The sequence below is a fragment of the Streptomyces sp. WP-1 genome (assembly GCF_030450125.1).
Lineage (GTDB): Bacteria > Actinomycetota > Actinomycetes > Streptomycetales > Streptomycetaceae > Streptomyces > Streptomyces incarnatus.
The window spans coordinates 5,685,905-5,712,205 of the sequence record NZ_CP123923.1; the positions used below are offsets into that span (position 1 = coordinate 5,685,905).

The following is a 26,301-nucleotide window of genomic DNA, read 5'->3' on the forward strand; positions in this document are numbered from 1 at the left end:
AATTGAGCCGGTGCTCAGCGGGGTCCGCGAGCCGGTGCTCACCGGGGTCCGTAAGCCGGTGCTCAGCGGGGTCCGCCGTCGAGGTACGCCAGCACCGCGAGCACGCGCCGGTTGTCGTCGTCCGACACCTCCAGGCCGAGCTTGCCGAAGATGTTGGAGGTGTGCTTGGCCACCGCCCGCTCGGTGAACACGAGTTGGGCGGCGATGCCCGCGTTCGACCGGCCCTGCGCCATCAGCTCCAGCACCTCCCGCTCGCGCGGGGTGAGCCGCGCGAGCGGCCGGTCGTCGGCCGAACTCCGGGCCAGCAGCTGCTGGATGACCTGCGGATCCATCGCCGTACCGCCCGCCGCGACCCGTCGTACGGCGTCCACGAACTGCTCCGCGTCGAACACCCGGTCCTTGAGCAGATACCCGATCCCGCCGTCGCCGTCCGCGAGCAGCTCCCGCGCGTACAGCTGCTCCACATGCTGGGAGAGGACCAGCACCGGCAGCCCCGGCCGGGCCCGCCGGGCGGCCAGGGCGCACTGCAGGCCCTCGTCGGTGTGCGTGGGCGGCAGCCGTACGTCCACCACCGCCACGTCCGGCACCGACTCGGCCAGCGCCCGCGTCAGTTCGGGCCCGGACTCGACGGCCGCCGCGATCTCGAAGCCGTACGCCTCCAGCAGCCGGACCAGTCCGTCGCGCAGCAGGAAGAGGTCTTCGGCTAGGACAACGCGCACGGGATCTCCATGGTCACCATGGTGGGGCCGCCCGCGGGCGAGCTGACGGCCAGGACGCCGTCGAATGTACCGAGCCGCTTCTCGACCCCGGCGAGCCCGGAGCCGGCGCCGACCGAGGCACCGCCCCCGCCGTTGTCGGTGACCGTGATCCGCAGCCGGCCGTCGGTGTGGTGCAGATCCACCCAGATCCGGTCGGCGCCCGCGTGCTTGGCCGCGTTGGTGAGCACCTCGCTGACCGCGAAGTAGGCCGCCGACTCCACCGGCGCGTCGGCGCGGCCCGGCAGCTCCACCGCGACCTCGGCGGGCAGCGGCAGCCGCAGCGCCAACGCCCGTACGGCGTCGCCCAGTCCGCGTTCGGCGAGCACCGGCGGATGGATGCCGCGGACCAGGTCGCGCAGCTCCTCCAGGGCGTCCACGGAGTTGCGCCGGGCCTGCGCCAGCAGCCGCCGGGCCTGCGCCGGGTCCTTGTCGAGCAGCATCTCGATGGTGCCGAGGTCCATGCCCATGGCGACGAGACGGGCCTGGGCGCCGTCGTGCAGGTCCCGTTCGATGCGGCGCAGTTCGGCGGCGGAGGTGTCCACCGCGTCCCGCCGCGTCTCGGTCAACACCCGCACCCGCTCCACGAGTTCGCCCTCGCTGTTGTCGAGGACCGCCCGTACGAGCCGGAAGTGCGCGGTCAGCAGGCCCGGGGTGAACCGCAGGGAGACGCGCGCGATCACCAGGGCGAGCAGGGCCGCGCCGATGGCGGTGGCCTCCCCGGTGACCGGGACGAACGCGTACCAGTAGGTGTCGCCGCCATGGGTGTACGCCCGCCACAGCCCGAAGGGCAGCAGCAGTCCCTCGACGGGGTAGAACAGCAGCAGGGCCGGGAGCAGCGCGCTGACGAAGCCCGCCGTGAAGTCCACCGGCAGCCAGCGCACGTCCCGCCAGGTCTGCGGGTCGCCCAGCATCGTGAAGGTGCGCCTCCACGGGCTGGTGCCGCGCGGGACGGGCCGGTACACCGCCCGGATCCGCACCCCGCACCACTCGGCCGCCAGCCTGCGGCGCACATCCGCCAGCGCCCTGACCCCCGCCAGCACGAGGGGGGTCGTGAGCAGTCCGATGCCGAGCGGGACGAAGGCGAGGGACAGCAGGGTCAGCACCAGGAACGCTATGCCGAAGGGCATCGTGATCAGGGCCAGCATCAGTCCCCGTACGGCTGCCAGCACGGACCGGCGGGCCCTGTCGCGCATGTTGTCGCTGTTCATACGGCGAGTCTCGCCGACCGGCGGGCGCGGGTCACTGGCCCGAGGCCCCCTCTCGGGGGGTGGTGCCAGGTACACCATCGGCCCCGGGGGCGGTGCCGGACGCGCCGTCGCCCTCGGACGCGGCGCCGGGGACGCCGTCGCGCAGCGCGGCCAGCACCTTCTCCTCCACCTCCGGGGCGAGGCCCGGGGCGTGCCGGCCGGGCCGCCGGGGCGGGGTGCCGCCGATCGAGGTCAGCCACCGCCAGGTGTCCGCGACGGTCTCCGCCGCCGGACGGCACACCAGCCCGGTGTCCGCCGCCCGGCCGGCATCGGCCCGGTGACAGGCGTCGTACATCTCACCGCCCGGCGGCACCCACACCGGCAGCTCGGTCCACGGCTCGATCCCGGCGTCCAGCACCGTCCGCGGGTCGGCCCAGCACAGCTCGGCGTCCGCGCCGGTGGCCGCGAGGCACGCGTCGAGGAAGGCGCCCATGGTGGTGTGCCCGGGCGGGCTCACCAGGTCGTAGGGGCCGCTCAACTCCCGCTCCAGGGCGCCGAGGAGCCAGTCCGCGAGGTCGCGGGCGTCGATGTACTGGAGCTTCAGTTCGCGCGGGCCGGGCGCGAGGACGGGACCCCCGCGGGCGATCCGGGCCAGCCACCAGGGCAGCCGGCCCACGTTCTCGTACGGCCCGAGGATCAGCCCCGCCCGCACCAGCAGCGAGCCGTCCGCGCCGAAGGACTCCAGCGCGGCCAGCTCACCGCCCCGCTTGTCCACGGCGTACTCGCGCTGCCCGGCGTCCGCCGCCGCGCCCTCGACCAGCGGGGCGTCCGCCCTGTCCCCGGCGGGCCAGGGCCAGGCGTACACCGAGCAGCTGGAGACGTACGCGTACCGCCCGGCGCGGCCGCGCAGCAGGCGGGCCGTCTCCCGCACCGCGCGGGGCGCCGCCGACCAGGTGTCCACCACCGCGTCCCAGTCGCCCTCGGCGAGCGCGTCCAGACCGCCGGGCGCGGTGCGGTCACCGCGCAACAGCCTTGACCCGGGCGGCGGTTGGTGGCGTCCCCGGTTGAAGACGGTCACGTCCCAGCCGCGCCCGAGGGCCGCCTCGGCCACGGCCCGCCCCACGAACTCCGTTCCGCCCAGCACCAGAAGTCTCATGCCGGGCAGCCTGCCCGGCCGGGCGCCGCGGGGCACGGGACTCCGCCGAGGGCGGAACCGCGAGGTCAACGCCCGGTCGGCGGAATGTACTTGTAGCCGACCCGGCGCACGGTCTGGATGGTCCGGCGGTGCTCGGCGCCCAGCTTGCGGCGCAGCCGGGCGATGTGGACGTCGACCGTGCGGCCGTCGCCGACATGGCCGTACCCCCACACCGTGGTGACCAGCTGGTCGCGGGTGTGCACCCGGTGCGGATGGGCCACCAGATGCGCGAGCAGCTCGAACTCCAGGTAGGTCAGGTCGAGTTCACGGCCCTCGATGAAGGCGGTACGGCGCCCGGAGTCGATCCGCACCAGCGGTTCGCAGGCGGCGAGGCCCGAGGCGGCCGCCCGGCCGGAGAGGTCCGTCCGGACGGTCTGCCCGGCCGCTCCCGGCTGGTGCGCAAGCCCCGGCTGCCCGGCCTGGCCCGCGAGCGCGGGCCGGCCCGCCGCTTCCGGCTGGTCCGGCACCGCGACGGGCAGGAACGGCGGCTGCTGGTCGGCGGGGACCAGCACCAGATAGCCGACCATCGGCGGGCGGCCGGGCAGGACGGGCAGGGTGTGCTGCGGTGCGGGCAGCCAGGTGGCGCCCGGCGGCAGGAAGTCCGCGACGTCGACCACCTCGTCCCGGTCGACGGCGCGCAGCCGGTGCCGGGCGGGGGAGTTCAGGGGGGCCGCGGAGGGGGCCGGGGAGACAGCGGAGACGGGGGAGACGGAACGAGAGGTCGCCATGAGAGGTCAGCTCTTTCGCGCGAGAGGTTCGTCGGGAGGGACGGCGGCCGCGATTCGTGGTCGGGGCGCGCCGGGACGTACGTCGTTCCGCGCTGGCCGAAGGCCGGGGTTACGGCTTCACAGGGCCCGCGCGGACATCGCGCGACAACACACCCGGTCGAAGTCGTGATGCTGGCGGGAGGGCCAGAAGGGCTCAAGGTCGTGGCGACCCGTCGCGGTGATCTTCTGGAAGCTGGCCATGCGCCCATTGAAGCAGAGGTGTGCGCCCGGCACGAGAGTCCTCTCACAGGTTGGACGTGTCATTGGCGTGAAGTCTGCGTTGCGAGGGCCGTGAGAGCCGTGGTTAAGCCGCTGATCAGCGAGTTGTGGGTGTGGAGACGGCCGAATTGATGTCTCAGTATGCGGACAGGCGTCGGTGTCCGGGGGTACTCCGGGGCGCACCCGGGCATACGGCAGGGGCGCCCGCCGCGAACGGCGAGCGCCCCTGTCAGGGTCTCCGAGTCTCCGGGCGGATCTCCGGGCGGATCAGACCTGTCCGGCCTTCTCCAGCGCCGCGCAGCAGGTGTCCACCATCAGACGGGTCACCAGGTAGGGGTCGACGTTGGCGTTCGGACGGCGGTCCTCGATGTAGCCCTTGCCGTCCACCTCGACCTGCCACGGGATGCGCACCGAGGCGCCGCGGTCGGAGACGCCGTAGGTGAACTCGTCCCACGGGGCGGTCTCGTGCAGACCGGTCAGCCGCTCGTCGATGCCCGCGCCGTAGTTCTTGACGTGGTCCAGCGGCTTGGAGCCCTCGCCCAGCGCCTCGCACGCGGTGATGATCGCGTCGTAGCCCTCGCGCATCGCCCTGGTGGAGAAGTTGGTGTGCGCGCCCGCGCCGTTCCAGTCGCCCTTGACCGGCTTGGGGTCGAGGGTCGCGGAGATCTTGAAGTCCTCGGCGGTGCGGTACAGCAGCCAGCGGGCCACCCACAGCTGGTCGGAGACCTCCAGCGGGGCGAGCGGGCCGACCTGGAACTCCCACTGACCCGGCATGACCTCGGCGTTGATGCCGGAGATGCCGAGACCGGCCTTCAGGCAGTTGTCGAGGTGCGCCTCGACGACCTCGCGGCCGAAGATCTCGTCGGCGCCGACACCGCAGTAGTAGCCGCCCTGGGGGGCCGGGAAGCCGCCCTCGGGGAAGCCCAGCGGGCGGGTGCCGTCGAAGAAGGTGTACTCCTGCTCGATGCCGAAGACCGGCTCCTGCGCGGCGAACCGGGCGGCGACCTCGGTCAGTTCGGCGCGGGTGTTGGAGGAGTGCGGCGTCATGTCCGTGTTCAGGACCTCGCACAGCACCAGCACGTCGTCGCCGCCGCGGATCGGGTCCGGGCAGGTGAAGACCGGCTTGAGCACGCGGTCCGAGGCGTGGCCCTCGGCCTGGTTGGTGGAGGAGCCGTCGAAGCCCCACAGCGGCAGCGCGTCGAGACCGGCCGGGGCACCCGTGATGATCTTCGTCTTGGAACGGAGCTTGGCCGTCGGCGCGGTGCCGTCGATCCAGATGTACTCGGCCTTGAAGGTCACGGGGGACACATCCTTCGGGGTGGTTCGGGCGCACTTGCGGGTGCCGGTGCGGCGCCGCGCGCCGTCTGTCGATCTGTCCCGCAGCCTGTCAACAGGCGGTTTCCCGACCATTGCCCTTCTGTGAACCCCGTGTTACCTGGAGGTTCTGTGCCCCGGATCACGCGAGGGGACCCGGCCGGCCGGGAGCCGCCGGCCGGCCCCGACCGCGGCGCCTGGTCAGCCGTACACCAGCAGGTAGTCGCACGTGCTCGTGCCGTCGTGGAGGGACGTGTCGCTGTTGAGGACGTAGAAGGATCCGGCGAAGACTCCGGCGGCCGTCAGCTTGGGGACCACGATGACGGTCTGGTCCGCCATGTTCAGCGAGTTCGGGACCACCACGTTCCGGTACAGCAGCGTGAACAGGTTCTGCTGGAGGTCCTGGAGCTTGAGGATGCGGTAGACGCGGTCGCCCGAGCCCGCGGGCCCCGACACGGGTGCCTGGCTTCCCGGGGCGGCCCACTGGGAGGGCTGGGTGGCCATACGGCCCTGCGATTCGAGTTCCTGCAGCCGCCGCTGTGTGCTCGCCCTGATCCCGGCCATGTGGATGTGCAGCTGGTCGTAGCGGCGGGCGTGCTGCGAGTTGATCCCCAGCCCGATGTCCGGGTACTGCACGGGGACGCTTCCCCCTCTTCTCCCGTTCTCCCAGGCCTCGTGCCAGTAGTTGGCCGCCGAGTCCGCGTGGACGAAGGGGCATTCGATGCCCGTGATCCGGCAGGAGGGGAGGAGGAGGTAGTTGTGCGTGTTCTCCGGCTTTCCGTGCAGTACGACGTAATTCGCCGTCATCTTCAGGCAGTCGGGCTTGGTCTGCGGAGGCGGCGGGGTGATGCCCTGTGTGCAGTACTGGACGTCGTGCCACAGCGGGTCGTTGTCGGTGGGCCTGCCGCACAGGGGTTGCAGCCCGGCGGGCGGACAGGGGCTCGCGGTCCCGCCGGGCGGTGGGGTCGCGGGACACGACGGGTCGGGCGAGGGAGCGCCGTGCCCGGGATTCGCCGCGGCGGTCGTGCCCGCCATGACTCCCGCGCCGGTCAGCAGCGTCGCGGCACCGAGGGTGCCCGAGAGGGCGACGAATCGACGCCGGGGGAATTCGCTCGCGTTCCTCTGGTCGCTCATGCGCGTGATCTCCGATGGTGATGACGTCCGTTCCGGATTCCGCCCCCGCCGATCCGTTCACAGAACAGGGGCCGGGAAATCGGATTTCCCGTCGGATGAACCGCTCGGTGTGGCGCGTTCCGCCATTGAGAGGCGTTCCGTCTCATCACCCTCGGCAGCGAGGCGGCGAGGCGGCGAGGCGGCGAGGCGGCGAGGCGGCGAGGCAGCGAGGCAGCGAGGCAGCGAGGCAGCGAGGCAGCGAGGTGGCACAGGGGGCCGGGGTGGAACGGGGGCCGGGGCGGTCGTGCGGATCGCTCGCCCGGCCCCGTACCGCCGCGTCACGCGGAGGCCGAACCGTGCCCGATCGCCTCCCGGACCGCCTCCTCCGTCCGGGCCACCAGCGCCGTGCCGTCGTCCGCCGTGATGATCGGCCGCTGGATCAGCTTCGGGTGTTCGGACAGCGCCCGGATCCAGCGCTCCCGGGAACCCTCGTCCCGCGCCCAGTCCTTGAGCCCCAGTTCCCTGGCGTCCGCCTCCTGGGTCCGGGTGATGTCCCACGGCTCCAGGCCGAGGCGCCCGAGTACGGCCCTGATCTCGTCCTCGCTCGGCACGTCCTCCAGGTAGCGGCGCACGGTGTACCCGACCCCCTCGGCGTCGAGCAGGCTGACCGCGCTGCGGCACTTCGAGCAGGCCGGATTGATCCAGATCTCCATGCCCCCACGGTACGCGAGAACCCGTTCGCCACCCCTGTCCCGAGAGCCCCGAAAGCCCTTGTGGCCAGGGCCTTTTGTCAGTGGTCCGCCGTAGAATAGAAGCAGTGTTCGAGGGTGCCGCCGGGCTCGCCGGCCGGTGCCCTGATCGCGTCTGGAGGATGCCCGTGCCCGCTGCCGCTCTCAAGCCGAAGCCGTCGCCGACCCAGTCCACCGCCCAGCACCCCGTGCTCCTCGACTCGCCGTACGAGCCCACCACGAAGCGGCCCCTGCCGGCCGGGCGCCCCCGGGAGTGGTACGTCTCGCACAACCGGCGCCTGAAGGCCATGCGCCTGGCCATCGCCCTGCTCGACTCCGGCGTCTACCTGCCGGACCAGGCGCGCGACGACACCATCCGGGGCACCGCCGAGACGATCGGCATGCGCCCGCCGTCCGACACCACGTGCCGTATGGTGCGGGCGCTCATGCGCTACAGCCGCTGACCCGCCACGGCGCCGGGCACCTGGCCGACGGGGCCGCCCGGCGCCGCCGACAGCTGCCTCGTACGGGATCACAGACCGGGGGCGCCCCACACCGGGAACCAGCGGGACAGGTCCTGCTCGATCCGCAGATCCCCGGCGAGCACGGACCGCGCCTGGAGCTCCAGCGCGTTGTCCCGGCGCTCACCGCCCCCGGGCAGCGGGGCGAAGGGGTAGAAGGTGCCCCGCTTGTAGAGGTAGACGAGCGCGAGGGCGCGCCCCGCGTCGTCGGCGAAGCCGGCCAGCGAGCACAGCAGCTGCGGCCCGAAGCCGTTGATCTCCAGGGAGCTGTTCACCGCGTGCAGATCGTTGACCAGCTGCGGCAGCTGGTCGGGGGAGCGGCGGGAGACCAGCCACGAGTAGCCGTAGTCGTCCCGGCGCAGCTCCACCGGTGAGTCGGCGCGCTCCGCGTCCGCGTCCAGCAGCGCCTGCACCTCCCGGTGGGTCTGCTCGAAGGCCGCGCCCTCCACGGTCGCGAAGCACACCGCGCCCCGGCCGGTCGGGGCGAAGCCCATCGCGGCCTGGAGCGTGATGGCGGCCGAGGGCAGCGCGAAGAGCTGGTCGAGATCGGGCGCGACGGGCTTGGTGCGCCCCAGCAGGATGTCCAGCAGCCCCAACGCTCAGCCCGCCTTCTTGTGGAGATGTCGGTGGTGACGACGATGTCGTCGGTATCCCCGCTTCCGCTCCGCTCATGCCCGGTCGGCCTCCGGCGGTACGGCCGTCTCGCCCAGCTCCGCCGAGATCCGGCCCAGCTGGTCCAGCCGCTGCTGGAGCGTCGGGTGGGTGGAGAAGAACCGCTCGATGCCGGGCTCCTTGCCGGTCGCCGGGGTGAAGTAGAACGCGTTGAACGCCTGGGCCGTCCGCAGATCCTTGGTCGGGATGCGGGCGATGTCCCCGGTGACCTTGGTGAGCGCCGAGGCCAGCGCCGAGGGGCGCCCGGTCAGCTGCGCGGCGGCGCGGTCGGCGGCCAGCTCCCGGTACCGCGACAGCGCCCTGATCAGCAGGAAGCTGATCGCGTACACGGCCGCCGAGACACCCATCACGCCCGCGAAGACGACGGCGGTGTTCTGGTCCCTGCGGCCCCCGCCGAAGATCTGCGAGTAGAAGGCGAAGCGCACGAGCAGGCCCGCGACCACGCCGAGGAAGGAGGCGATGGTGATCACGGCGACGTCCTTGTGCGCCACGTGCGACAGCTCGTGCGCCAGCACGCCCTCCAGCTCGCCGGGCTCCAGCCGGCGCAGCAGCCCGGTGGTCACGCAGACCACGGCGTGATCGGGATTGCGCCCCGTCGCGAACGCGTTCGGCATGTCCATCTCGGACACGGCGACCGTCGGTTTCGGCATGTCCGCCAACGCGCACAGCCGGTCCACCACCGCGTGCAGCTCGGGATACTCCTCGCGCTCCACGACCCGCCCGTGCATGGCGAACATCGCGATCCGGTCGGAGAACCAGAACTGGGCCACGAACAGCGCGCCCATCAGGACCACGACCAGCAGCCAGGATTTCAGCAGTACGAGCAGCGCGGCGATGAAGGCCACGTACAGCAGTCCGAGCAGAAACATGGTGACCGTCATCCGCACGGTCAGCCGCCGGTCGCTCCGGAAGCGGCTCCGCATCTTGCATCACCCCGCAGTCGGGCACCTTCGTCCCGCTGTCCAGTGTGCACCTGCGGCACGGTATGGCGAGGGGGCCGACAGGCCCCACTCGCTGGGACCGGCGACCTTCGTCACTCCCAGTGACGCATCAGAAGCCGTTCCGTATCCGAGCGTAACCCAGCAGTACGATCACCCCGGCCACGCAGCCGAGGACCACCGCGGTGGACACCCAGGAGGAACGGCGGGGCCCCGTGAGCTCCGGATCGGCGCGGAAGGGCGCCGGGTCCGGGGGGTTCTCCTTCCAGCGGGCGGCGAGCATCCGGGCACGGGCGGAAGGCTCCTTGTGCTGGGCGGAGTTCGCCCAACCATGATCGAACTCCCGCTCCCAGTCGTCCTGTTCAGACATTCCCCGTTCAACCTCTCTGGTCCGGACAGCTGCGGGGGCACCATCCCGTGGGGCCCCCGGAAATAGGAAGCCTGAGCGATACGAAAGGTTGCACAGAGGCCCTGAGCAGCCCGTTTACGCCCGTTTCGCGTCCGGATGCCGGGTGCAGATCCGGCCGCTAGCATTTTCAGCAGAGCCGCGCCGCAGGGTGCGCCGGACGTGCGCCATCCCCGTCGACCAGGGGAACGTCAGCCCTGCTTCCTGAACCCGGGCGGCATCACCCACGACCGCGTCCCGCGAAAGCGCGGGTGCGGCCATCTTCCGGTGCCCGAAACGGCCCCGGGGGAATGGAAGGAGGGCAGTTCGATGAATGCACAGCGTGCGAGGCGTCTCGCCGCGGTGTCCGCCGTCGGCGTTCTGCTGGCGGGCGGTGCCACCGTCGCCACCGCCGGCTCCGCGTCGGCGACCACCCAGACCCACGTCTCCACCAACCGTGGCTGCTACGGCCGTAACTGCTTCGGCTTCAACAACTTCAACCGCGGCTTCAACCGCGGCGGCTTCTTCGGCTACAACAACGGCTTCGGCTACGGCTACAACTCCCCCGTGGTGGTCGTCGTGGTGCCCTGACGCACCCAGGCTGTGACGTATGCCCGGGGCCGCTTCCCACGAGGGGAGCGGCCCCGGTGTCGTACCGGCTCAAGGCGGCTGCGGGCCGCGCTCGTCGGTGGCCGCCACGTCGTCCTCGGAGACGGCCCTGCCGCGCAGTTCCTGTCGTACCCGCCGCCATGCGCGGATGACCTGCGGCAGCTTGGACAGCACCTCGCTGATCTGCGTGAGCAGCAGGGTGAGACAGCCGGACGCCGCGAGCACCCCCAAGGTGATGTCGTCCCACCTCACAACGCGGCCTCCGCACTCTGATCAAGGATCCAGCCGAGGGCGTCCGCCCCGAGCCGGTCGGGCGCCTCGATCAGCAGCGCTTCCACCGCCCCGAGGTCGGCCAGCGCAGGGGGCGCGTCCGAACGGTCCAGCTCGGCGAGGCGCCTCGTCACCGAGGCCACGCGGTCGGCCCAGCCCGGCATGCCGAAATGGCCTGGGGCACGGGAAGCGGCCGAAACCGCCAGGCGCAGCAGTCCCGCCCGCCAGCCCTGCTCACGCATGATCTCCGACATGTACCGGATCCGGTCGTCGATGCGCTGGACGAAGTTCTCCGTGGTCGCGCCGCTGGCCCGCAAGGTGAAGGGCGAGTTCCCGGCCCACGGCAGGTCCACGGAGGAAGCCACCGCCTGGAAGGCGCGCAGTGTCTGCGGCCCATCGTCCCGGGCAGCCGCCAGTGCCCTGCGCGCCCTGCGGTACAGGTCGGCGCGCTGCGCGAGGATCTCCCCGGGGGCCGGCTGGGCGGTGGCGGGGATCTCGCTCAGGAGGGCGTCGTGCCACGCGTCGGTCACGAGACCGACCGCAGCCGCGTCCAGGAGGAGTTCGGTGTCGTCGGTGTCGATGCCGTGCTGCGCCAGGGCTTCGGCTGGTCCGGTCATGCCGGGGGCGGATTTCCTCGTCCGTCCCGGGAGGGCGCGGTCCGGGGCGGGCGCGGGATCGTCTTCCGCACGGGGTACGACGACCCCGTGGCGCGCCAGGCCCTCGAAGACGGTGTCCGGGCCGCAGCCGATGTGCGAGCTGTCATGCCGTCCGGAGCAACCGTCCGGGCAGTCGAACTCCTCGCACATCTCCGGCTCGGCGGGCATGGCCTCGTTGATCAGGTGATAGGCGAGCCGTTCGGCCACCGCCTCTCGTGCCGAGATCAACTCCAGACCCAGCCGGAACTCCGCGTCGCGCACGGAACTGTCCGAGGGATCCACGGGGTTGGGCGCCTTTGGGGCATCGTCCGCGGTCCAGGTGTGCGCGGATTCCAGTGCCACCAGAAGCCAGGCGATCTCCAGCGGCTTCGCGGTGCCGTCCGCCGCGAGCCGGGCGACTGCCTCGGCGGCCTCGCGCACGGATTCCACCCCTGCCAGATACCGGTCGCGGGTACGGGTCCACGCGGCCCACTCCGCTCTGGCGTGTTCGGCGTTCCGCGCGAGGGCCGAGTCCCGTGACCGCCGCGCCTGTGCGATCAGCCGGGTCAGGCAGTCATGGCAGCTGAACAGCCCCGATGTCGGTGTCGGTCCGAGCGGTACCGGTTCCCGGTCCTCGAACGGCGTGTCGCAGAGGCCGCAGTCGAGGGCGCCGACGTGGCGCGCTGTGGGCACGGTGGGCAGCGCGGCACGGATGGTGGCGCGCGCGTAGGAGGGGATGTGCATCGGCGGGCGGCTCCTTGGGAGTTGGTGCCGAGCCCCCCGGCACCGACGTCCATGCTCCCCTTCCGGACCGATCCCGAGTCAGTGTTTGACGGACTGCACGGCAACTTGGCGAAATCTGTCACAGCGCTGTTGTCTGCTGTCTTAGTGTTCTGACAAAACTTGGCACTGCGATCCAGAAGGCAGGTCACGCCCGTGGACACCGAGGCGTCCCGTCAACGAGCGGAGCACCGAACCGAGTTGGGCGCGGCTCTCGAAGAGCTGCACCGGGCAGCGGGCTGGCCGAGCATGCGCAAGGTGAGCACGCTTCTCAAGGACCGGGACGACCTACCGGGCGTCGTCAGCCACGAAGGTGTCCGCACCACCCTCAAGGGACTGCGCGTCCCCCGCTGGGAGACCGTTCAGTCGATCGTCACGGTGCTGGCGGAGCTGTGCGACCCGCCCCGGGACCCTCGGGCGGAGGTGGCCAGGCTCCTCCCGCTCTGGCGCGCGACCCGTGAAGGGGAGGCGGGGACGCTCAGGTCGGCACGGGAGATCGAGCTGGGCGGCTTGGGCGGCGAGGATGGTGCGTGGGCCGCCGAACAGGTCGCCGGGATGCTGATCAACCCGTTCAACGCCATCGAGATCCATCCCGCGCTCGCGGTGCCGCACGATCCGGTGGTGACCGAGGACGAGTGGGTCAGGATGGGGGTGCGCATGATCGAGCAGCACGGCGCGGAGTTCGCCCTGCGCCTCCTGCTGCACACGCTCAAGGGCGACTACGTGGGAGTCGAGAGCGGATCGCCCTTCGGCTACCGCGATCCGGAGTCCGAGGCGATGGAGGCTCGGGCGGCCTTCCAGTACTGCTGCGCGCAGATCCGTCGGCGGCTGGGCACCGAGCCCAATATCCTCCAGAAATCGATCCTGGCGATGCGGGCCGACACGACGATGGACCGGGACGACAGGGCGGAGATGCTGGAGAACGAGGCGGACCCGGCCCTGATACGGGAGGTCATGACGGTCACCCCCGAGACATGGGACGACGTGTCGGAACAGGCGCATCACATGGTCTTCGGGTACCTCGTCAAGGAGGTGACGGCCGTCGGCCGCCCCGGTCTGCCGCCCGCCAAGCGCTTCCGGATCACCTGGCGGGTGCCGGAGCCGTCGGATCGGTGAGCGGAGACCGCCGGGCGGTGCGGTGATCCGAAGGAAGGCCGCACCCTGAGCGCTCCGGATCCCAGTGGCATCCGTACCGCGGGCGCGACACAATCGCCCGGAACCCCGGCCTCGCCCCGACGTCCTCCTCGTCCCCCGCCGCCCCCTCACCGGGGCGCCGCTCGACAGCGGGATCTGGGCCTACCTTGCCGCCTCGGCCGAGATTTCCGCCGCCGCCCGCGACCGGAGTCCTCCCGGAGGGCGTCCAGCGCGCGACTACCCCCTGCCCCGCCGCGCCCCTGGCTGCGCGGATACCCGGACACGTACCGTCAGGCCGCCCCGCTCGCGCCGACGAGCTGATCAGAACCCGCGGAGCCAGTCGCCGGGCATTCCGGGGCGTCATTCCCAGGGACGACGGAGCCGCACACCCCTACGCCGAACACGGCCGGGGCCGCCTCCCCGTGGAGGAGGCGGCCCCGGCCGTGTATGAGGTCACGCGGGTCCGCGTGACGGGCCGGTCACACGTCGAAGTACAGCTCGAACTCGTGCGGGTGCGGGCGCAGCTGGAGGGGGGCGATTTCCTGGGTGCGCTTGAGGTCGATCCAGGTTTCGATCAGGTCGGACGTGAAGACGTCGCCCTGGAGGAGGAACTCGTGGTCGGACTCCAGGCGGTCGAGGACGGCGCCGAGGGAGGTCGGGACCTGGGCGACGCCCGCGTGCTCCTCGGGGGCCAGCTCGTAGAGGTCCTTGTCGATCGGCTCGGCCGGCTCGATCTTGTTCTTGATGCCGTCCAGGCCCGCGAGGAGCAGGGCCGAGAAGGCGAGGTACGGGTTGCCGGAGGAGTCGGGCGCGCGGAACTCGACGCGCTTGGCCTTCGGGTTGGAGCCGGTGATCGGGATACGCATCGCGGCGGAGCGGTTGCGCTGCGAGTACACCAGGTTGATCGGCGCCTCGAAGCCCGGCACCAGGCGGTGGTACGAGTTCACCGTCGGGTTGGTGAAGGCCAGCAGCGACGGGGCGTGCTTGAGGATGCCGCCGATGTAGTAGCGGGCGGTGTCGGACAGGCCCGCGTACCCGGCCTCGTCGTAGAACAGCGGGTCGCCGTTGCTCCACAGCGACTGGTGGACGTGCATGCCCGAGCCGTTGTCGCCGAAGATCGGCTTCGGCATGAAGGTCGCGGTCTTGCCGTTGCGCCAGGCCACGTTCTTCACGATGTACTTGAAGAGCTGGAGGTCGTCGGCGGCGGCGAGCAGCGTGTTGAACTTGTAGTTGATCTCCGCCTGGCCGGCCGTGCCCACCTCGTGGTGCTGGCGCTCCACCTTCAGGCCGGACCTCTCCAGCTCCAGGGAGATCTCGGCGCGCAGGTCGGCGAAGTGGTCCACCGGCGCGACCGGGAAGTAGCCGCCCTTGTAGCGGACCTTGTAGCCGCGGTTGTCGTCCACCGCACCGGTGTTCCAGGCGCCCGCCTCGGAGTCGATGTGGTAGAAGGACTCGTTCGCGCTGGTCTGGAAGCGCACCGAGTCGAAGACGTAGAACTCGGCCTCGGGACCGAAGAACGCGGTGTCCGCGATGCCGGTCGAGGCGAGGTACGCCTCCGCCTTGCGGGCCACGTTGCGCGGGTCACGGGAGTACTGCTCGCCCGTGATCGGGTCGTGGATGAAGAAGTTGATGTTGACCGTCTTGTCCCGGCGGAACGGGTCGACACGGGCCGTGGACAGATCGGCGCGCAGCGCCATGTCGGACTCGTGGATGGCCTGGAATCCGCGGATCGACGATCCGTCGAAGGCCAGCTCCTCGTCCGGGTCGAACGCCTCGGCGGGCACGGTGAAGTGCTGCATGATGCCCGGCAGGTCGCAGAACCGGACGTCGATGAACTTGACGTCCTCGTCCGCGATGAACTTCTTGGCCTCGTCGGCGTTCTGGAACATCCAGCTCCTCCTACTCCCGACCGTCCGCGCCGGGGTGGTAGATCGTTCGTGCGGCCAGTGCGGTGGCACACGCTCGTCACGACCCTAGGGACGGGTGATTTCTCCGGCGTGACCCGATTGTTTCGCAGAAGTTAACCGGGCCCTCCTCAACCGTAGCCCCGGGACACCCCGGCGTCCCCCGGTCATATGGGGACGCAGTACCGTGGTCGGGTGGACAACAGGCAGGCAATCGGATCGTGGCTCTCCGGCCCCCGCGCGGCCATGGAAGACGCCGGCGCGGACTTCGGTTACCGGGGTGAACAGCTGGGTCTTCCCGAGGAGGGCCCCAATTCCCTGGCCCGGCCGGGCAGGCGGCTCGGGGCCATCGCGGTCGACTGGGCGCTGTGCCTGCTGATCGCATACAGCTTGATCACGCATGGCTACGACCAGGGCACCGGCAACTGGGCGCTCGGCGTCTTCCTCGTGATGAGCGCCCTGCTGGTCGGCACCATCGGCTTCACCCCGGGCAAGCGCCTGTTCGGCATCCGGGTCGTGGCCCTGGAGACCGGCACGGTCAACCCGCTGCGCGCCCTGGTGCGCACCGTGCTGCTGTGCCTCGCCATCCCGGCCCTGGTCTGGGACCGCGACGGCCGCGGCCTGCACGACCGGCTGGCCAAGACGGTCGAGGTCCGGGTCTGAGCCCCGGTACGACCGGGGGGCGAGCGGTACGACGAGGGGGCGCCCGGTGTCACACCGGGCGCCCCCTCGTCGTCGTGATCGCGCCGTACGCGCGTCGCGGGCCTAGCGGCCGCTCTTGCCGCCCTTCGGCATCCGCATGCCCTTGGGCATCGGACCCTTCGGCACCGGCATGTTGCTCATCAGGTCGCCGAGCGCGCGCAGCCGGTCGTTGGTGGCGGTCACCTGGGGGCCGGTCAGCACCCGCGGGAACTTCAGCATGGTGGTCCGCAGCTTCTTCAGCTCGACCTGGCCCTCGCCGCTGCCCACGATGAGGTCGTGCACCGGCACATCGGCGACGATGCGGTTCATCTTCTTCTTCTCGGCGGCCAGCAGGCTCTTCACCCGGTTCGGGTTGCCCTCGGCGACCAGCACGATGCCGGCCTTGCCGACCGCGCGGTGCACCACGTCCTGGCTGCGGTTCATCGCCACCGCCGGAGTGGTGGTCCAGCCCCGGCCGACGTTGTCCAGCACCGCCGCCGCGGCGCCCGGCTGGCCCTCCATCTGACCGAAGGCGGCACGCTCGGCCCGGCGGCCGAACACGACCGCCGCCCCCAGCAGGCCGACCAGCAGGCCGAAGATGCCCAGGTACACCGGGTGGCCCAGCAAGAAGCCGATCACGAGGAACACCGCGAGCGTGCCGAGGCCGACCGCCGCGAGCACAAGGCCGATCTTGGTGTCGACCTTGCGGGTCATCTTGTATGTGAGGGCGATCTGCTTCAGTCGCCCGGCATTCGCGGCGTCCGCCGCGGTTTCCTTCCTCGCCATGGCACGAAGTCTACGTGGCCCCGGGAGCGCGGACGACGGCAGTGCCCGCGGGGGCGGCGGGGCTACGAGCCGCCCGCGGACCGCTCGTAGAAGCGCTGCGCCTCCACCCGGTCCTTGGCCCGGCGGCGGTCCTCCAGGACCGAGGTCCAGGCGTTGCGGCGGGCGGTGCGCTGGCCGCCGCTCATCAGCAGCGACTCGACGGCGCGGAGGGCGTCGGTGAAGGAGGGGATGGCGGTGGCGCGTACCGGCGGGGCCTGCATGGTCGAGATACCCCCTGCGAGCGGGTGGTGTACGAGGCGTGATTCGAGGGTCACTGATTGGTGTTACCAGGGCGTGTCCGAGCGGTCAAACGCCAATGAAGCCTTGATATGGGACCCACAAACCCTGACGCGGCCCTGACGGGCGCCCCCATCAGGGAGGACGGTCAGGACCGCGCCGAACCGGCCGCTACTGGCCGGTAATCACTTGTGCGCGAATTCACACACGGGCGGGGGTACGGGGCTCACACCGCCTGGCCGGCGACATAGCTCCCGCGCTTCTCGATCGCCATCCGGTACAGGCGGCCGGCGCGGTACGACGAGCGCACCAGCGGGCCGGACATCACACCGGAGAAGCCGAGCTGCTCGGCCTCCTCCTTCAGCTCCACGAACTCCTGCGGCTTCACCCAGCGCTCGACGGGGTGGTGGCGCACGGAGGGGCGCAGGTACTGCGTGATGGTGATCAGCTCGCAGCCGGCCTCGTGCAGCTGCCGCAGCGCCTCGCTGACCTCCTCGCGGGTCTCGCCCATGCCGAGGATCAGGTTGGACTTGGTGACCAGACCGAAGTCGCGGGCGTCCGTGATGACCTTCAGGGACCGCTCGTAGCGGAAGCCGGGGCGGATCCGCTTGAAGATCCGGGGCACGGTCTCGACGTTGTGCGCGAAGACCTCGGGGCGGGACTCGAAGACCTCGGCCAGCTGCTCGGGAACCGCGTTGAAGTCCGGGGCGAGCAGTTCGACCTTCGTACGGCCGTCCGCGCGCTCCGCGGTCTGCTGGTGGATCTGGCGCACGGTCTCGGCGTACAGCCAGGCCCCGCCGTCCGCCAGGTCGTCGCGGGCGACACCGGTGATGGTGGCGTAGTTGAGGTCCATCGTGACCACGGACTCGCCCACCCGGCGGGGCTCGTCGCGGTCCAGGGCCTCGGGCTTGCCCGTGTCGATCTGGCAGAAGTCGCAGCGACGGGTGCACTGGTCGCCGCCGATGAGGAAGGTGGCCTCGCGGTCCTCCCAGCACTCGTAGATGTTCGGGCAGCCGGCTTCCTGGCAGACCGTGTGCAGGCCCTCGCTCTTCACGAGGTTCTGCATCTTGGTGTACTCGGGGCCCATTTTCGCCCGGGTCTTGATCCACTCGGGCTTGCGCTCGATGGGGGTCTGGCTGTTGCGGACCTCCAGGCGCAGCAATTTGCGTCCGTCGGGTGCGACTGCGGACACGACCGGCTCCCTCAGCTTTGATTCTTCGGCGTCCCCCAGGGTACGCCCGTGTTCTGTACGCCCTGGCGCCGAGACCAACCCCATGACCGCAGGGCGCATTCCCGTCCGGGGGATTCTCAGGCCGACGCCTTCTCGACCGGCCGGGGCCGCGGGTCGGCGTTCTCCAAAACCTCCCGGAGATGCTTCTCGGCCACCGGTACGACCTCCTCCACCGTGACGTCCCGGCCCAGCTCGCTCGCCAGGGAGGCCACGCCCGCGTCGCGGATGCCGCAGGGGATGATCCGGTCGAACCACTTCATGTCGGGGCAGACGTTGAACGAGAAGCCGTGCATGGTGACGCCCTTGGCGACCCGGATGCCGATCTGGGCGATCTTGCGGTCCTCGCGGCGCTGGCCGGCGTTCGAGGGGGCGTACTCGGGGCCGTCGAGCCGCGGGTCGAACTCCTCGTCGGCCAGCCGGGGGTCGAAGTCGAGGGAGAGGCCGCCGATCGCGGGCCGCTGCTCGACGGGGTCGCCCAGCACCCACACGCCGCTGCGCCCCTCGACGCGGGTGGTCTCCAGGCCGAACTCCGCGCAGGTGCGGATCAGGGCCTCTTCGAGGCGTCGTACGTGCGCCACCACGTCCACCGGGCGGGGGAGCTTCTGGATCGGGTAGCCGACCAGCTGGCCCGGGCCGTGCCAGGTGATCTTGCCGCCGCGGTCCACATCGATCACCGGGGTGCCGTCCAGCGGGCGCTCGCTGTCCTCCGTGCGCCGGCCCGCCGTGTAGACCGGGGGGTGCTCCAGGAGCAGCAGGGTGTCCGGGATCTCGTCGGCGAACCGGGCGGCGTGCACCCGGCGCTGCTCGTCCCATGCCTCCTGGTAGTCGACGGCCTCCGCGCCGAACCCCATACGGACGAACCGCAATTCACTCACGGCAAGCGCCTCCCTAGCGATGTCAGGCACGTAACGCGCCCACGCCACTGTACGTCCGTCCGCGCGCCGTCAGCCCTGCGGGCAATCCTCACACGATCGGATGAATGAAAGCTGAAGTATCCGACCGGGTGCTCACTCTCCGCTACATTCGCGCCGTTCATGAGGCCAAAAGGGCTGCTCACAGGCAATCCCGGCACGTCACGACGCCCGGAGGCAGGAGACCGCACCACCCATGACGGACCGACCCGCGCAGCGCACCCCCAACCGCCAGCTCGCCGCGCTCATCGCAGAGGCGGGGTTCTCCAACGCGGGTCTGGCCCGGCGCGTCGACCAGCTCGGCCTGGAACACGGGCTGGACCTCAGATACGACAAGACCTCCGTCACCCGCTGGCTGCGCGGCCAGCAGCCGAGAGGTACGACGCCCGCGCTGATCGCCGAGGTGTTCACCCGCCGGCTCGGGCGCCGGCTCTCCGCCCAGGATCTCGGCCTGGACGCGTGTGCGCCGGTGTACGCCGGGCTGGAGTTCGCGGCCACCCCGGAGGAGGCCGTGGACATCGTCAGCGGGCTGTGGCGCAAGGACTCCGGCAGCCACGCCGAGCTGCGCAAGATCGCGTTCACCCCGGCGGGGCTCGTCGTGCCCAGCCGGGACTGGCTGATCGGCAAGCCCGACGACCGGGTGGCCCGGGAGCCGGCGCCCCGGGTGCCCGCGCAGGGGCGTCCGGGCGTGCTGCGGACACCGGTCGGGCGGCCCCGCCCGCGCGGACCCCTGGAGCGGATCCCCGGGCACCGGGTCGGCGCGGGCGACATCGCCGCGCTGCGCTCGGTGGGCGAGCTGTTCCGCACCCTGGACGACCGGTTCGGCGGCGGGCACGCGCGGCAGGCGCTGGTGCGGTACCTGGAGCACGAGTGCGAGCCGATGCTGCGCGGCAGCTACGACGAGCCCACCGGGCGCCGGCTGTTCTCGGCGGCCGCGGACCTGACCCGGCTCGCGGGCTGGACGTCGTACGACATCGCCGCGCACGGGCTGGCCCAGCGGTACTTCGTGCAGGCGCTGCGGCTCGCGCAGGCGGCGGGGGACCGGCCGTACGGCTCCTTCGTGCTGGTCACGATGAGCAGGCAGGCGGTGTACCTCGGGCACGGCAGGGAGGCGGTGCAGCTGGCGCGGGTCGCCCAGCAGGGGATCGGCACCGGGGGACCGCCGGCCGTGCAGTCGCTGCTGCACGCGGCGGAGGCGCGGGCGCACGGGGTGCTGGGGGAGGTGCGGGCGTGCACGGCGGCGCTGGTGCGGGCCGAGCGGGCGCTGGAGGCGGCCCGGCCGGGGGACGAAGTGCCGTACTGGGCGCGGTTCTTCGACGAGGCGCAGCTCGCGGACGAGCTGGGGCACTGCCACCGGGACCTCCAGCAGTTCCGGGCGGCCGCGCAACACGCCGAGCGCTCGCTCCAGTTGCGCGCCCCCGCGTACGCCCGCAGCCGGCTCTTCTGCCGGGTCGTCCTCGCCACGGCCCGCCTCGGCCTCGGCGAACTCGACCAGGCGTGCGCGCTGGCGGCCGAGGCGGCGACCCAGGCCGCGGACATGCGCAGCGCCCGCGCCGTCGAGTACATCCGCGACTTCGAACGCCGCCTGGAGCCCTACAAGGACGCGGCCCCGGCGAGGACGTACCACGAGAAGGTGGCGGCCCTGAACTGACGCCGAACGGCCCCCGGGCGACGCTGATCCGGTGCTGATCCGGTCCAGGGGCGAGGCCGGCGGGTCCCGAAACGGCGCCGGTCGATCCGAAGTCCGCCGCGACGGCGCTCGGCCACGACGGTGGTGGTCGGCGGTGCCGGGCCGGTGTCGGCCGCCGGTGGGGCCGGGCAGGGTTCGGCACCGCCGGGACACGCCGTCGTGGTGGTTCGCCGTCGCGGCCGGATCAGGGGGCTGGTGAGGACCGGTCAGCGGCGGGATTCGGGGGCCGGTCGCATCGAAATCCCGCCGCGGTGGCGCTCCGTACCGCCGGAGGCGTCAGGCGGCCTTCGGCATCGTCGGGGCCGGGTCGGCCGTGTGGAGGGAGCCCGTGGTGCCCAGGTCGGAGAGGATGGACCTGGTGGCGCGGTGGGCGGAGTGGAGGGCGCCCTGGAGGGTGCTGGTGCCGCGGTGGTCGCCGCAGACGTAGAGGCCGGCGAGCAGGCGCACCGGGCGGCGGAGGTCGTGCGGCGGGCGCATGACCGGGACCGCCTCCGGGGTGTGGTGCACGGCCAGCGTCTCCCAGCGGCGCGTGGACATGCCGTACAGGCGGGAGAGATGGATACGGACCGCGGTGTCCACGCCCTCGGGCGGGGTACCGAGCACCGTCGAGGAGATCAGCACCCGCCCGCCCGGCGCCCGGCTCGGGTCCACGTTGCTGAGCACCGACGTGTGCGCCACCGGCCCGCCCCGGTCCGCGTCCAGCAGCAGCGACGCCCTCGTCGCGAACGCCGCCGCCGGCTCGTCCGTCGTGTGGTGGACCACCGTCACCGGATGGAACTCCGGCACCCTGAGCCCCGGCAGCAGCTCCGCCGCCGAGCGCGCGTCGGCCGCCAGCAGCACCGCACGGCAGCGGATCTCCCCGTGCTCCGCCGTGGTCACCCTCGTCGTGGACACCGATGTCACCCGCACCCCGGTGTGCACCGTCCCCGGCGGCAGCGCCCGCGCCAGCACCTCGGGCAGCATGTCCGCGCCGCCCTCCGGCACACACAGCCGCCCGCCCGCGAACGCCCGCAGCGCCAGGTCCGCGCACCTGCTGGACGTCGTCAGCTCCGGGTCGCACAGCAACGCGGCGAGCAGCGGCCGCAGGAACCCCTCGACCGTACGGACCGGCACCCCCCGGGCCGCGAGGGCCTGCGCGGCGGGCAGCTCCGGGCGGGCGAGCAGCCGTTCGACCGGCATCGCGGCGATCCGGCTCAGCGCCGCGCCCAGCCGTGCCTGGTCCATCGCGCCGCCCACCGGTGCGCCACCACCGCCCCTCCCGGGCGGTGCCGCCGCTCCCCTGGGGGCGCTCGCCAGGGCGCGCACCGCATGAAGTGCGCCCCTCGCGCTTCCTCCGTTCGCCGGCGCGCCCGCCCGATGGGTGCGCCCGTCGCGGTGCAGCAGGACGCCCGGCGCGAAGGGCCGCAGGACCAGGGAGTCCAGCCCCGGCGTCAGCCGGAGCTCGGGGTATGCCGTGGACAGCAGCTGTCCGATCCGGTCGAGCCGGAAACCGTCGACCTTCTCCGTCGCCATGCGGCCGCCGACGCAGGAGGCGGCCTCCAGGACTGCGGTCGTTACTCCTGCGCTGGTGAGCCGGTGGGCCGCCGAGAGTCCGGCGATGCCGGCCCCCACGATGACGACGTCCACCTGGTTCGCGGGCTCAAGCACGAGGCCCCTCCTGTGGTTGCGCTGAGCGGTCGGTGGAGACGTAGTGCCCCCAACCGGCTTCAGGGATACCCGAGTTCGGGTCGAGTATCAGCGCCGTTATCGGTCGTAAGGAGTCGCGCATGGACAGAGCACGGTCGCATAGAGGTCGCATACGGTCACATCCGTTCCGCACGCCGCACGCCGCCCTTGCGCGCCACCACGAAGCGCCCGCGCGCGCCCGGAGCGCGGGCAGGCAGGCCCCACAGGCCGCCCGGAGCACGGTCGGGGAAACCCCGTAGGCCACCCGGAGCGCGGACACGGAAACCCCGTAGGCCGCCCGGGGAGCGCCGACTTAGGGTGACCACCATGCCCGAGCCGCACATACGCACCGCCACGCCCGCCGACGAGGAGCCCCTCGCCCACCTCGACCGGGACACCTGGTCCACCCTGCACGCGGTGATGCCCCGCCCCGAGCCGCCGTACCCGCCGCTCTTCGACGAGCGCCACCGCCCCGAAGACTTCCTCGTCGCCGAGCTGGACGGGCGCGTCGTCGGCTATGTGCGCCTCGTCCAGATGATCCCGCTGCCCGCCCACGCGCATATCCTCACCATCCAGGGCTTCGTGGTCGCCGAGGAGGCCCGCGGCCGGGGCCTGGGCCGGGCGCTGATCCGGGCCGCCGTGACCGAGGCCCGCGCGCGCGGCGCCCGCCGGCTGAACCTGCGCGTGCTCGGCCACAACACCCCGGCCAGGAAGCTCTACGAGACCGAGGGCTTCACCGTGGAGGGCGTCAGCCCGGAGGAGTTCCTCCTCGACGGCGCCTACGTCGACGACATCTCCATGGGCCGTGCCCTGTAGGCGGACCGCCGGGGGCCGGGTGGGCCGGGTGGGCCGGGCGGCCGCGCTCAGCCGACCAGCGCGCCCGTGTCCACCGCCGCCGTCGCCGTGGCCGCCCGCCGGGCGTCCGCCGCCACCTCGGACGCCGTCAGCACGTACCCCGTCTCGGCGTCCGAGGTGGAACGGGCGAACACCACCCCGAACACCCGCCCGTCCGTGGTCAGCAGCGGCCCGCCGGAGTTGCCCGGCCGGACCGTGGAGCGGATCGAGTAGATCTCCCTGGTGACCGCGCCGTCGCTGTAGATGTTCTGCCCGGTCGCCCGCACCAGGTTCCCCACGGTCGCCGCCTGGAGATTCAGGCTGCCGTCCTGCGGATAGCCCGCCACCACCGCCGAGTCCCCGCGCGAGGCGGCGGTGTCGAAGCGCAGCACCGGCGCGTTCAGCCCCGGCACGTACAGCACGGCCACATCCCGGTCGGGGTCGAAGAGCACCACCCGCGCCGGATACACCGGGCCGACCCCGCCCACCCGCACGCTCGGCCGGGCGATGCCCGCCACCACATGCGCGTTGGTCATCACCCGCCCCGGCGCGAACACGAACCCGCTGCCCTCCCGGCCCTCGCTGCCCGAGACCCCCTCGATCTTGACCGTGCTCGCCTTGGCGGCGTTCGTCGCGGCCGCCGTGACGCTGTCCCCGGTGGGGCGCGGCACCTGCGCCGTCGACTCGTTCTCGAACGGGTTGAAGACCTGCGGGAACCCCGCGTCGGTGAGCGCCGAGGTGGCCCGGGAGAACCAGGCGGGCGTCGTCTCCGGCATCGTCCGCTGTACGGCACCGAGCAGCGAGGAGTCCCGGATCGCCGTGGTCAGCGCGGGGGAGGGGGCCGCGCTGAGCACGCTCGCCGCCACCCAGGCCACGAGCAGCACGGCGACCGCGTTGGCCGCCGCGCCCCCGACGCCGTCCACCACCCGCAGCGGGCCCTTGTCCAGGCCCCCGCGCAGCCGCAGCGCGAGCCGGCCCGCCAGCTCATGGCCCACCGCGGCGGGCACCAGCACGGTCAGCACCGCGAGCACCGTCGCCGTCGCCGTACCCCGCGCCACCTGGCCGGTCACCCACGGCAGCGCCCAGACGCCGACGACCGCGCCGCCGACGAACCCGGCCAGCGAGACACACCCGGCCACCAGGCCGCGCCGGTAACCGGACGCGGCGTACAGGAGGATCACCAGCGCCAGGAGCAGGTCGAGCAGGTCCACGGGGCCGCCTTTCTCTTCGGACCCCTCACACGGGCGGGTCGGGCCCGCTGAAGGGTCACAGGTACATGATCGGGCGCCGAGGGCGAACCGGCCACGTGTGCCTGTAACCGCAGAAACGTCCCGGACCGGGACGTCGGTTCCGCCAGGTGGCACAGCGCACATCGCGGGCAGGGGTGACCGGTCCGAGAGTGGGACCATGTCCGTCGTCCGAAGAGCCAGGGGGATCCGCGGCTCGCTCACCGCACGACTGCCGCGGCCCGCCCTGCTGCTCCGGCCGCTCCGGCCGTCCCTGCTGCCCCGGCCGTCCCTGCTGCCCCGGCGCTCCCGGTCACCACGGCCGTCCCAGCCGCCCTCCCGGTCGCCCCGCCCTACGCGCCGGGGCCGGCTCCCCGGTCCGCTGCTGGTGCTGCTGGGCTCCCTGCCCGGTCTGATGGCCGTCCTCGCGCTCGCCCTGTACGCGCGCGGCGTGGAGCGGCCCGCCCGGATCCCGGTCGACCGGCCCGCCGCCCTCGACCTGCGCTCCGCCGCGCCCACCCACCTCGCGGGCCGGCCCCTGATCGTGCCGCGCTCCGCCTGGCTGGCCGGCGCCCCCGCCGGGCACAGCCAGCCGCCGCCGCGCTACGACGACAAGGTGATCGCCGTCTTCGTGCACCACACCGACTCGTCCAACGCCTACCGGTGCGCGGACACCCCCGAGATCATCCGCCGCCTCTACGCCGGGCAGACCGGCGTCCGGCAGTGGGACGACATCGGCTACAACTTCCTCGTCGACCGCTGCGGCACGATCTACGAGGGCCGGGCGGGCGGCGCCGACCGGGCCGTCACCGGCGCCCACGCACAGGGCTTCAACCACCGCACCGCCGGGATCGCCGCGATCGGCACCTTCACCGCGGGCGTGCCGGTGCCGCGCGCCATGACGGACGCCATCGCGGCGATCGCCGCCTGGAAACTGGGGCCGGCCGGCATCGATCCGCGCGGCCGGGTGCGGCTGGTCTCCAGCAACGGGCACAGCCGCTTCCGCGCGGGCACCACGGTCACGCTGCCCGCCGTCGCCGGTCACAACGACGGGTTCATGACCAACTGCCCGGGTGCCGCCCTCGCCGCCCGGCTGCCCGAGATCAGGGAGACCGCGGCCCGCCTCCAGGGCCGGGCACCCACCGCGCCGACACCCCGCGCCCCGCGCACACCCGCCACGCGCCCCACGGATGCGCCTGCCACGCGCACGCCTGCCACGGGCACACCCGCCACGGGCACACCCGCCACGTCACACACGCCCACCACGTCACAGACACCCCCCCCACCACGTCACACACGCCCCCCGCGCCCACCCCGTCCGCTCTCCTCAGCCCCTGAAGCGCGCCCAGAGCCTCGGGTAGAGCTCGGCGAGCAGCGCCTCGTCCTCCAGGTCGACCGGCGTGCCCACCGGTTCCGCGGGCGCGGGCGGGATGCCGAGGTCGGCCGCCACCGTGCCGGTGAGCTGCTCGTACGCCTCGTCGGCCGCGTACCCCAGCTCCTCGGCGTCGCCGTCGACCTCCTCGTCGAAGTCGCCCAGCAGCCCGGCCAGCGCGTCCGGGTCGTGCAGGGCGCCCTCGAACACCTCCCGGCCCTGGCCGATCAGCCAGCACCGGAAGAAGTCGAACGCGTCGTCGCTGGCCCCGTCCAGGAGCACCCAGGCGGCGCCCCACAGGTCCCAGCGGTAGGCGCGGTTGTAACGGGCCTCGAAATGGCGGGCGAAGTCCAGGACCTGCTCGGGGTCCAGTCGGGTGAGCCGGTCCACCAGCAGCTCGGCCTGGTCCTCGGGATCGCCCCCGGCGGCCTCGCGCGTGCTGTCGACCAGCTCCCAGAACTCCGTCTCGTCCATCACCGCTCCAGCATCGGGCCTGCGCC

Annotated in this window: 27 protein-coding genes and 1 pseudogene; 7 read left to right on the forward strand and 21 right to left on the reverse strand. The window is 72.4% G+C overall.

All coding sequences use genetic code 11. The annotated features are described in order from the left end of the window. Nucleotides 1-62 precede the first annotated feature (62 nt). The 8 genes from QHG49_RS25070 to QHG49_RS25105 form a co-directional block, all read right to left on the reverse strand. Nucleotides 63-719, reverse strand: coding sequence for a response regulator transcription factor (locus tag QHG49_RS25070; protein WP_301491421.1), 657 nt, complete (start codon nucleotides 717-719; stop codon nucleotides 63-65). Continuing rightward, nucleotides 704-1,966, reverse strand: a complete 1,263-nt coding sequence (locus tag QHG49_RS25075; RefSeq protein WP_301491422.1) for a sensor domain-containing protein — start codon at nucleotides 1,964-1,966, stop codon at nucleotides 704-706. The genes QHG49_RS25070 and QHG49_RS25075 overlap by 16 nt, the downstream gene beginning before the upstream one ends. 31 nt (nucleotides 1,967-1,997) lie before the next feature. Next, nucleotides 1,998-3,101, reverse strand: coding sequence for an NAD-dependent epimerase/dehydratase family protein (locus tag QHG49_RS25080; protein WP_301491424.1), 1,104 nt, complete (start codon nucleotides 3,099-3,101; stop codon nucleotides 1,998-2,000). A 65-nt stretch (nucleotides 3,102-3,166) separates the two neighbouring features. After that, nucleotides 3,167-3,868: a winged helix-turn-helix domain-containing protein gene (locus QHG49_RS25085; protein ID WP_145484999.1), complete on the reverse strand. Its 702-nt coding sequence runs from the start codon at nucleotides 3,866-3,868 to the stop codon at nucleotides 3,167-3,169. A gap of 117 nt (nucleotides 3,869-3,985) precedes the next feature. Next, nucleotides 3,986-4,108 carry a hypothetical protein gene (locus tag QHG49_RS25090; protein WP_260864742.1) on the reverse strand — a complete coding sequence of 41 codons (123 nt, stop codon included), beginning with the start codon at nucleotides 4,106-4,108 and terminating at the stop codon, nucleotides 3,986-3,988. Between the two features lie 285 nt (nucleotides 4,109-4,393). After that, a complete protein-coding gene (gene glnII / locus QHG49_RS25095) occupies nucleotides 4,394-5,425 on the reverse strand; it encodes a glutamine synthetase (protein WP_145484998.1) in 1,032 nt (343 codons plus the stop codon). A gap of 216 nt (nucleotides 5,426-5,641) precedes the next feature. Then, the gene (locus QHG49_RS25100) at nucleotides 5,642-6,574 is read right to left on the reverse strand and encodes a CDP-diacylglycerol diphosphatase (RefSeq protein WP_301491427.1); all 933 of its coding nucleotides are present in this window, start codon (nucleotides 6,572-6,574) and stop codon (nucleotides 5,642-5,644) included. Nucleotides 6,575-6,891: 317 nt separating this feature from the next. Beyond that, nucleotides 6,892-7,266, reverse strand: coding sequence for an arsenate reductase family protein (locus QHG49_RS25105; RefSeq protein WP_145484997.1), 375 nt, complete (start codon nucleotides 7,264-7,266; stop codon nucleotides 6,892-6,894). A 164-nt stretch (nucleotides 7,267-7,430) separates the two neighbouring features. Here QHG49_RS25105 and QHG49_RS25110 point away from each other — a divergent pair, with 164 nt between their 5' ends. After that, on the forward strand, nucleotides 7,431-7,745 hold the full coding sequence (locus QHG49_RS25110) for a hypothetical protein (RefSeq protein WP_145484996.1): 315 nt from the start codon (nucleotides 7,431-7,433) through the stop codon (nucleotides 7,743-7,745). Between the two features lie 68 nt (nucleotides 7,746-7,813). Here QHG49_RS25110 and QHG49_RS25115 read toward each other — a convergent pair whose 3' ends face one another. The 3 genes from QHG49_RS25115 to QHG49_RS25125 all read right to left on the reverse strand — a co-directional run bounded on the left by QHG49_RS25115 (nucleotide 7,814) and on the right by QHG49_RS25125 (nucleotide 9,782). After that, a complete protein-coding gene (locus tag QHG49_RS25115; protein ID WP_145484995.1) occupies nucleotides 7,814-8,398 on the reverse strand; it encodes a hypothetical protein in 585 nt (194 codons plus the stop codon). Nucleotides 8,399-8,470: 72 nt separating this feature from the next. Then, on the reverse strand, nucleotides 8,471-9,397 hold the full coding sequence (gene htpX, locus QHG49_RS25120) for a zinc metalloprotease HtpX (RefSeq protein ID WP_145484994.1): 927 nt from the start codon (nucleotides 9,395-9,397) through the stop codon (nucleotides 8,471-8,473). 127 nt (nucleotides 9,398-9,524) lie between these two features. Beyond that, nucleotides 9,525-9,782 (reverse strand): hypothetical protein, encoded by a 258-nt coding sequence (locus QHG49_RS25125; RefSeq protein WP_301491431.1) that lies wholly within the window; start codon nucleotides 9,780-9,782, stop codon nucleotides 9,525-9,527. A 345-nt stretch (nucleotides 9,783-10,127) separates the two neighbouring features. Here QHG49_RS25125 and QHG49_RS25130 point away from each other — a divergent pair, with 345 nt between their 5' ends. Then, entirely contained in the window at nucleotides 10,128-10,388 is a 261-nt protein-coding gene (locus tag QHG49_RS25130; protein WP_145484992.1) for a hypothetical protein, read from the forward strand. Between the two features lie 69 nt (nucleotides 10,389-10,457). On the opposite strand, the gene QHG49_RS25135 is transcribed toward QHG49_RS25130, so the two are convergent. Continuing rightward, entirely contained in the window at nucleotides 10,458-10,658 is a 201-nt protein-coding gene (locus tag QHG49_RS25135) for a hypothetical protein (protein WP_301491433.1), read from the reverse strand. Beyond that, the gene (locus tag QHG49_RS25140; protein WP_301491435.1) at nucleotides 10,655-12,055 is read right to left on the reverse strand and encodes a hypothetical protein; all 1,401 of its coding nucleotides are present in this window, start codon (nucleotides 12,053-12,055) and stop codon (nucleotides 10,655-10,657) included. Before QHG49_RS25140 ends, QHG49_RS25135 begins: the two co-directional genes overlap by 4 nt. Nucleotides 12,056-12,340: 285 nt before the next feature. Here QHG49_RS25140 and QHG49_RS25145 point away from each other — a divergent pair, with 285 nt between their 5' ends. After that, nucleotides 12,341-13,207 carry a hypothetical protein gene (locus QHG49_RS25145; RefSeq protein ID WP_301491436.1) on the forward strand — a complete coding sequence of 289 codons (867 nt, stop codon included), beginning with the start codon at nucleotides 12,341-12,343 and terminating at the stop codon, nucleotides 13,205-13,207. 497 nt (nucleotides 13,208-13,704) lie between these two features. On the opposite strand, the gene glnA is transcribed toward QHG49_RS25145, so the two are convergent. Then, the gene (gene glnA, locus QHG49_RS25150) at nucleotides 13,705-15,114 is read right to left on the reverse strand and encodes a type I glutamate--ammonia ligase (protein WP_145484990.1); all 1,410 of its coding nucleotides are present in this window, start codon (nucleotides 15,112-15,114) and stop codon (nucleotides 13,705-13,707) included. A gap of 210 nt (nucleotides 15,115-15,324) precedes the next feature. On the opposite strand from glnA, the gene QHG49_RS25155 reads away from it, so the two are divergent. Continuing rightward, on the forward strand, nucleotides 15,325-15,792 hold the full coding sequence (locus QHG49_RS25155) for an RDD family protein (RefSeq protein ID WP_159700766.1): 468 nt from the start codon (nucleotides 15,325-15,327) through the stop codon (nucleotides 15,790-15,792). 102 nt (nucleotides 15,793-15,894) lie between these two features. Here the strand turns inward: QHG49_RS25155 and QHG49_RS25160 are convergent, their stop codons facing one another. From QHG49_RS25160 to lipB, 4 genes are all read right to left on the reverse strand, one after another. Beyond that, nucleotides 15,895-16,596 (reverse strand): DUF4191 domain-containing protein, encoded by a 702-nt coding sequence (locus tag QHG49_RS25160; RefSeq protein WP_145484988.1) that lies wholly within the window; start codon nucleotides 16,594-16,596, stop codon nucleotides 15,895-15,897. A gap of 62 nt (nucleotides 16,597-16,658) precedes the next feature. Continuing rightward, nucleotides 16,659-16,856 carry a hypothetical protein gene (locus QHG49_RS25165; protein ID WP_145484987.1) on the reverse strand — a complete coding sequence of 66 codons (198 nt, stop codon included), beginning with the start codon at nucleotides 16,854-16,856 and terminating at the stop codon, nucleotides 16,659-16,661. 242 nt (nucleotides 16,857-17,098) lie between these two features. Beyond that, nucleotides 17,099-18,064: a lipoyl synthase gene (gene lipA, locus QHG49_RS25170; RefSeq protein WP_145484986.1), complete on the reverse strand. Its 966-nt coding sequence runs from the start codon at nucleotides 18,062-18,064 to the stop codon at nucleotides 17,099-17,101. Between the two features lie 116 nt (nucleotides 18,065-18,180). Next, nucleotides 18,181-18,978, reverse strand: coding sequence for a lipoyl(octanoyl) transferase LipB (lipB, locus tag QHG49_RS25175; protein ID WP_159700763.1), 798 nt, complete (start codon nucleotides 18,976-18,978; stop codon nucleotides 18,181-18,183). A 232-nt stretch (nucleotides 18,979-19,210) separates the two neighbouring features. Here lipB and QHG49_RS25180 point away from each other — a divergent pair, with 232 nt between their 5' ends. After that, the gene (locus QHG49_RS25180) at nucleotides 19,211-20,665 is read left to right on the forward strand and encodes a regulator (protein ID WP_159700760.1); all 1,455 of its coding nucleotides are present in this window, start codon (nucleotides 19,211-19,213) and stop codon (nucleotides 20,663-20,665) included. A 315-nt stretch (nucleotides 20,666-20,980) separates the two neighbouring features. Here the strand turns inward: QHG49_RS25180 and QHG49_RS25185 are convergent, their stop codons facing one another. Next, complete coding sequence (locus QHG49_RS25185; protein WP_301491442.1) at nucleotides 20,981-22,351, reverse strand: NAD(P)/FAD-dependent oxidoreductase; 1,371 nt, start codon at nucleotides 22,349-22,351, stop codon at nucleotides 20,981-20,983. 345 nt (nucleotides 22,352-22,696) lie between these two features. On the opposite strand from QHG49_RS25185, the gene QHG49_RS25190 reads away from it, so the two are divergent. Then, nucleotides 22,697-23,185 carry a GNAT family N-acetyltransferase gene (locus QHG49_RS25190; protein WP_186337770.1) on the forward strand — a complete coding sequence of 163 codons (489 nt, stop codon included), beginning with the start codon at nucleotides 22,697-22,699 and terminating at the stop codon, nucleotides 23,183-23,185. A gap of 47 nt (nucleotides 23,186-23,232) precedes the next feature. On the opposite strand, the gene QHG49_RS25195 is transcribed toward QHG49_RS25190, so the two are convergent. After that, on the reverse strand, nucleotides 23,233-24,414 hold the full coding sequence (locus QHG49_RS25195) for a MarP family serine protease (protein WP_301491451.1): 1,182 nt from the start codon (nucleotides 24,412-24,414) through the stop codon (nucleotides 23,233-23,235). 430 nt (nucleotides 24,415-24,844) lie between these two features. Between QHG49_RS25195 and QHG49_RS25200 the strand changes: the two are divergent. Beyond that, nucleotides 24,845-25,564 (forward strand): annotated as a pseudogene (locus tag QHG49_RS25200) (peptidoglycan recognition protein); the annotation flags it as partial. A 192-nt stretch (nucleotides 25,565-25,756) separates the two neighbouring features. On the opposite strand, the gene QHG49_RS25205 reads toward QHG49_RS25200, so the two are convergent. Continuing rightward, entirely contained in the window at nucleotides 25,757-26,275 is a 519-nt protein-coding gene (locus QHG49_RS25205) for a DUF4240 domain-containing protein (RefSeq protein ID WP_145484980.1), read from the reverse strand. Between the last annotated feature and the right edge of the window lie 26 nt (nucleotides 26,276-26,301).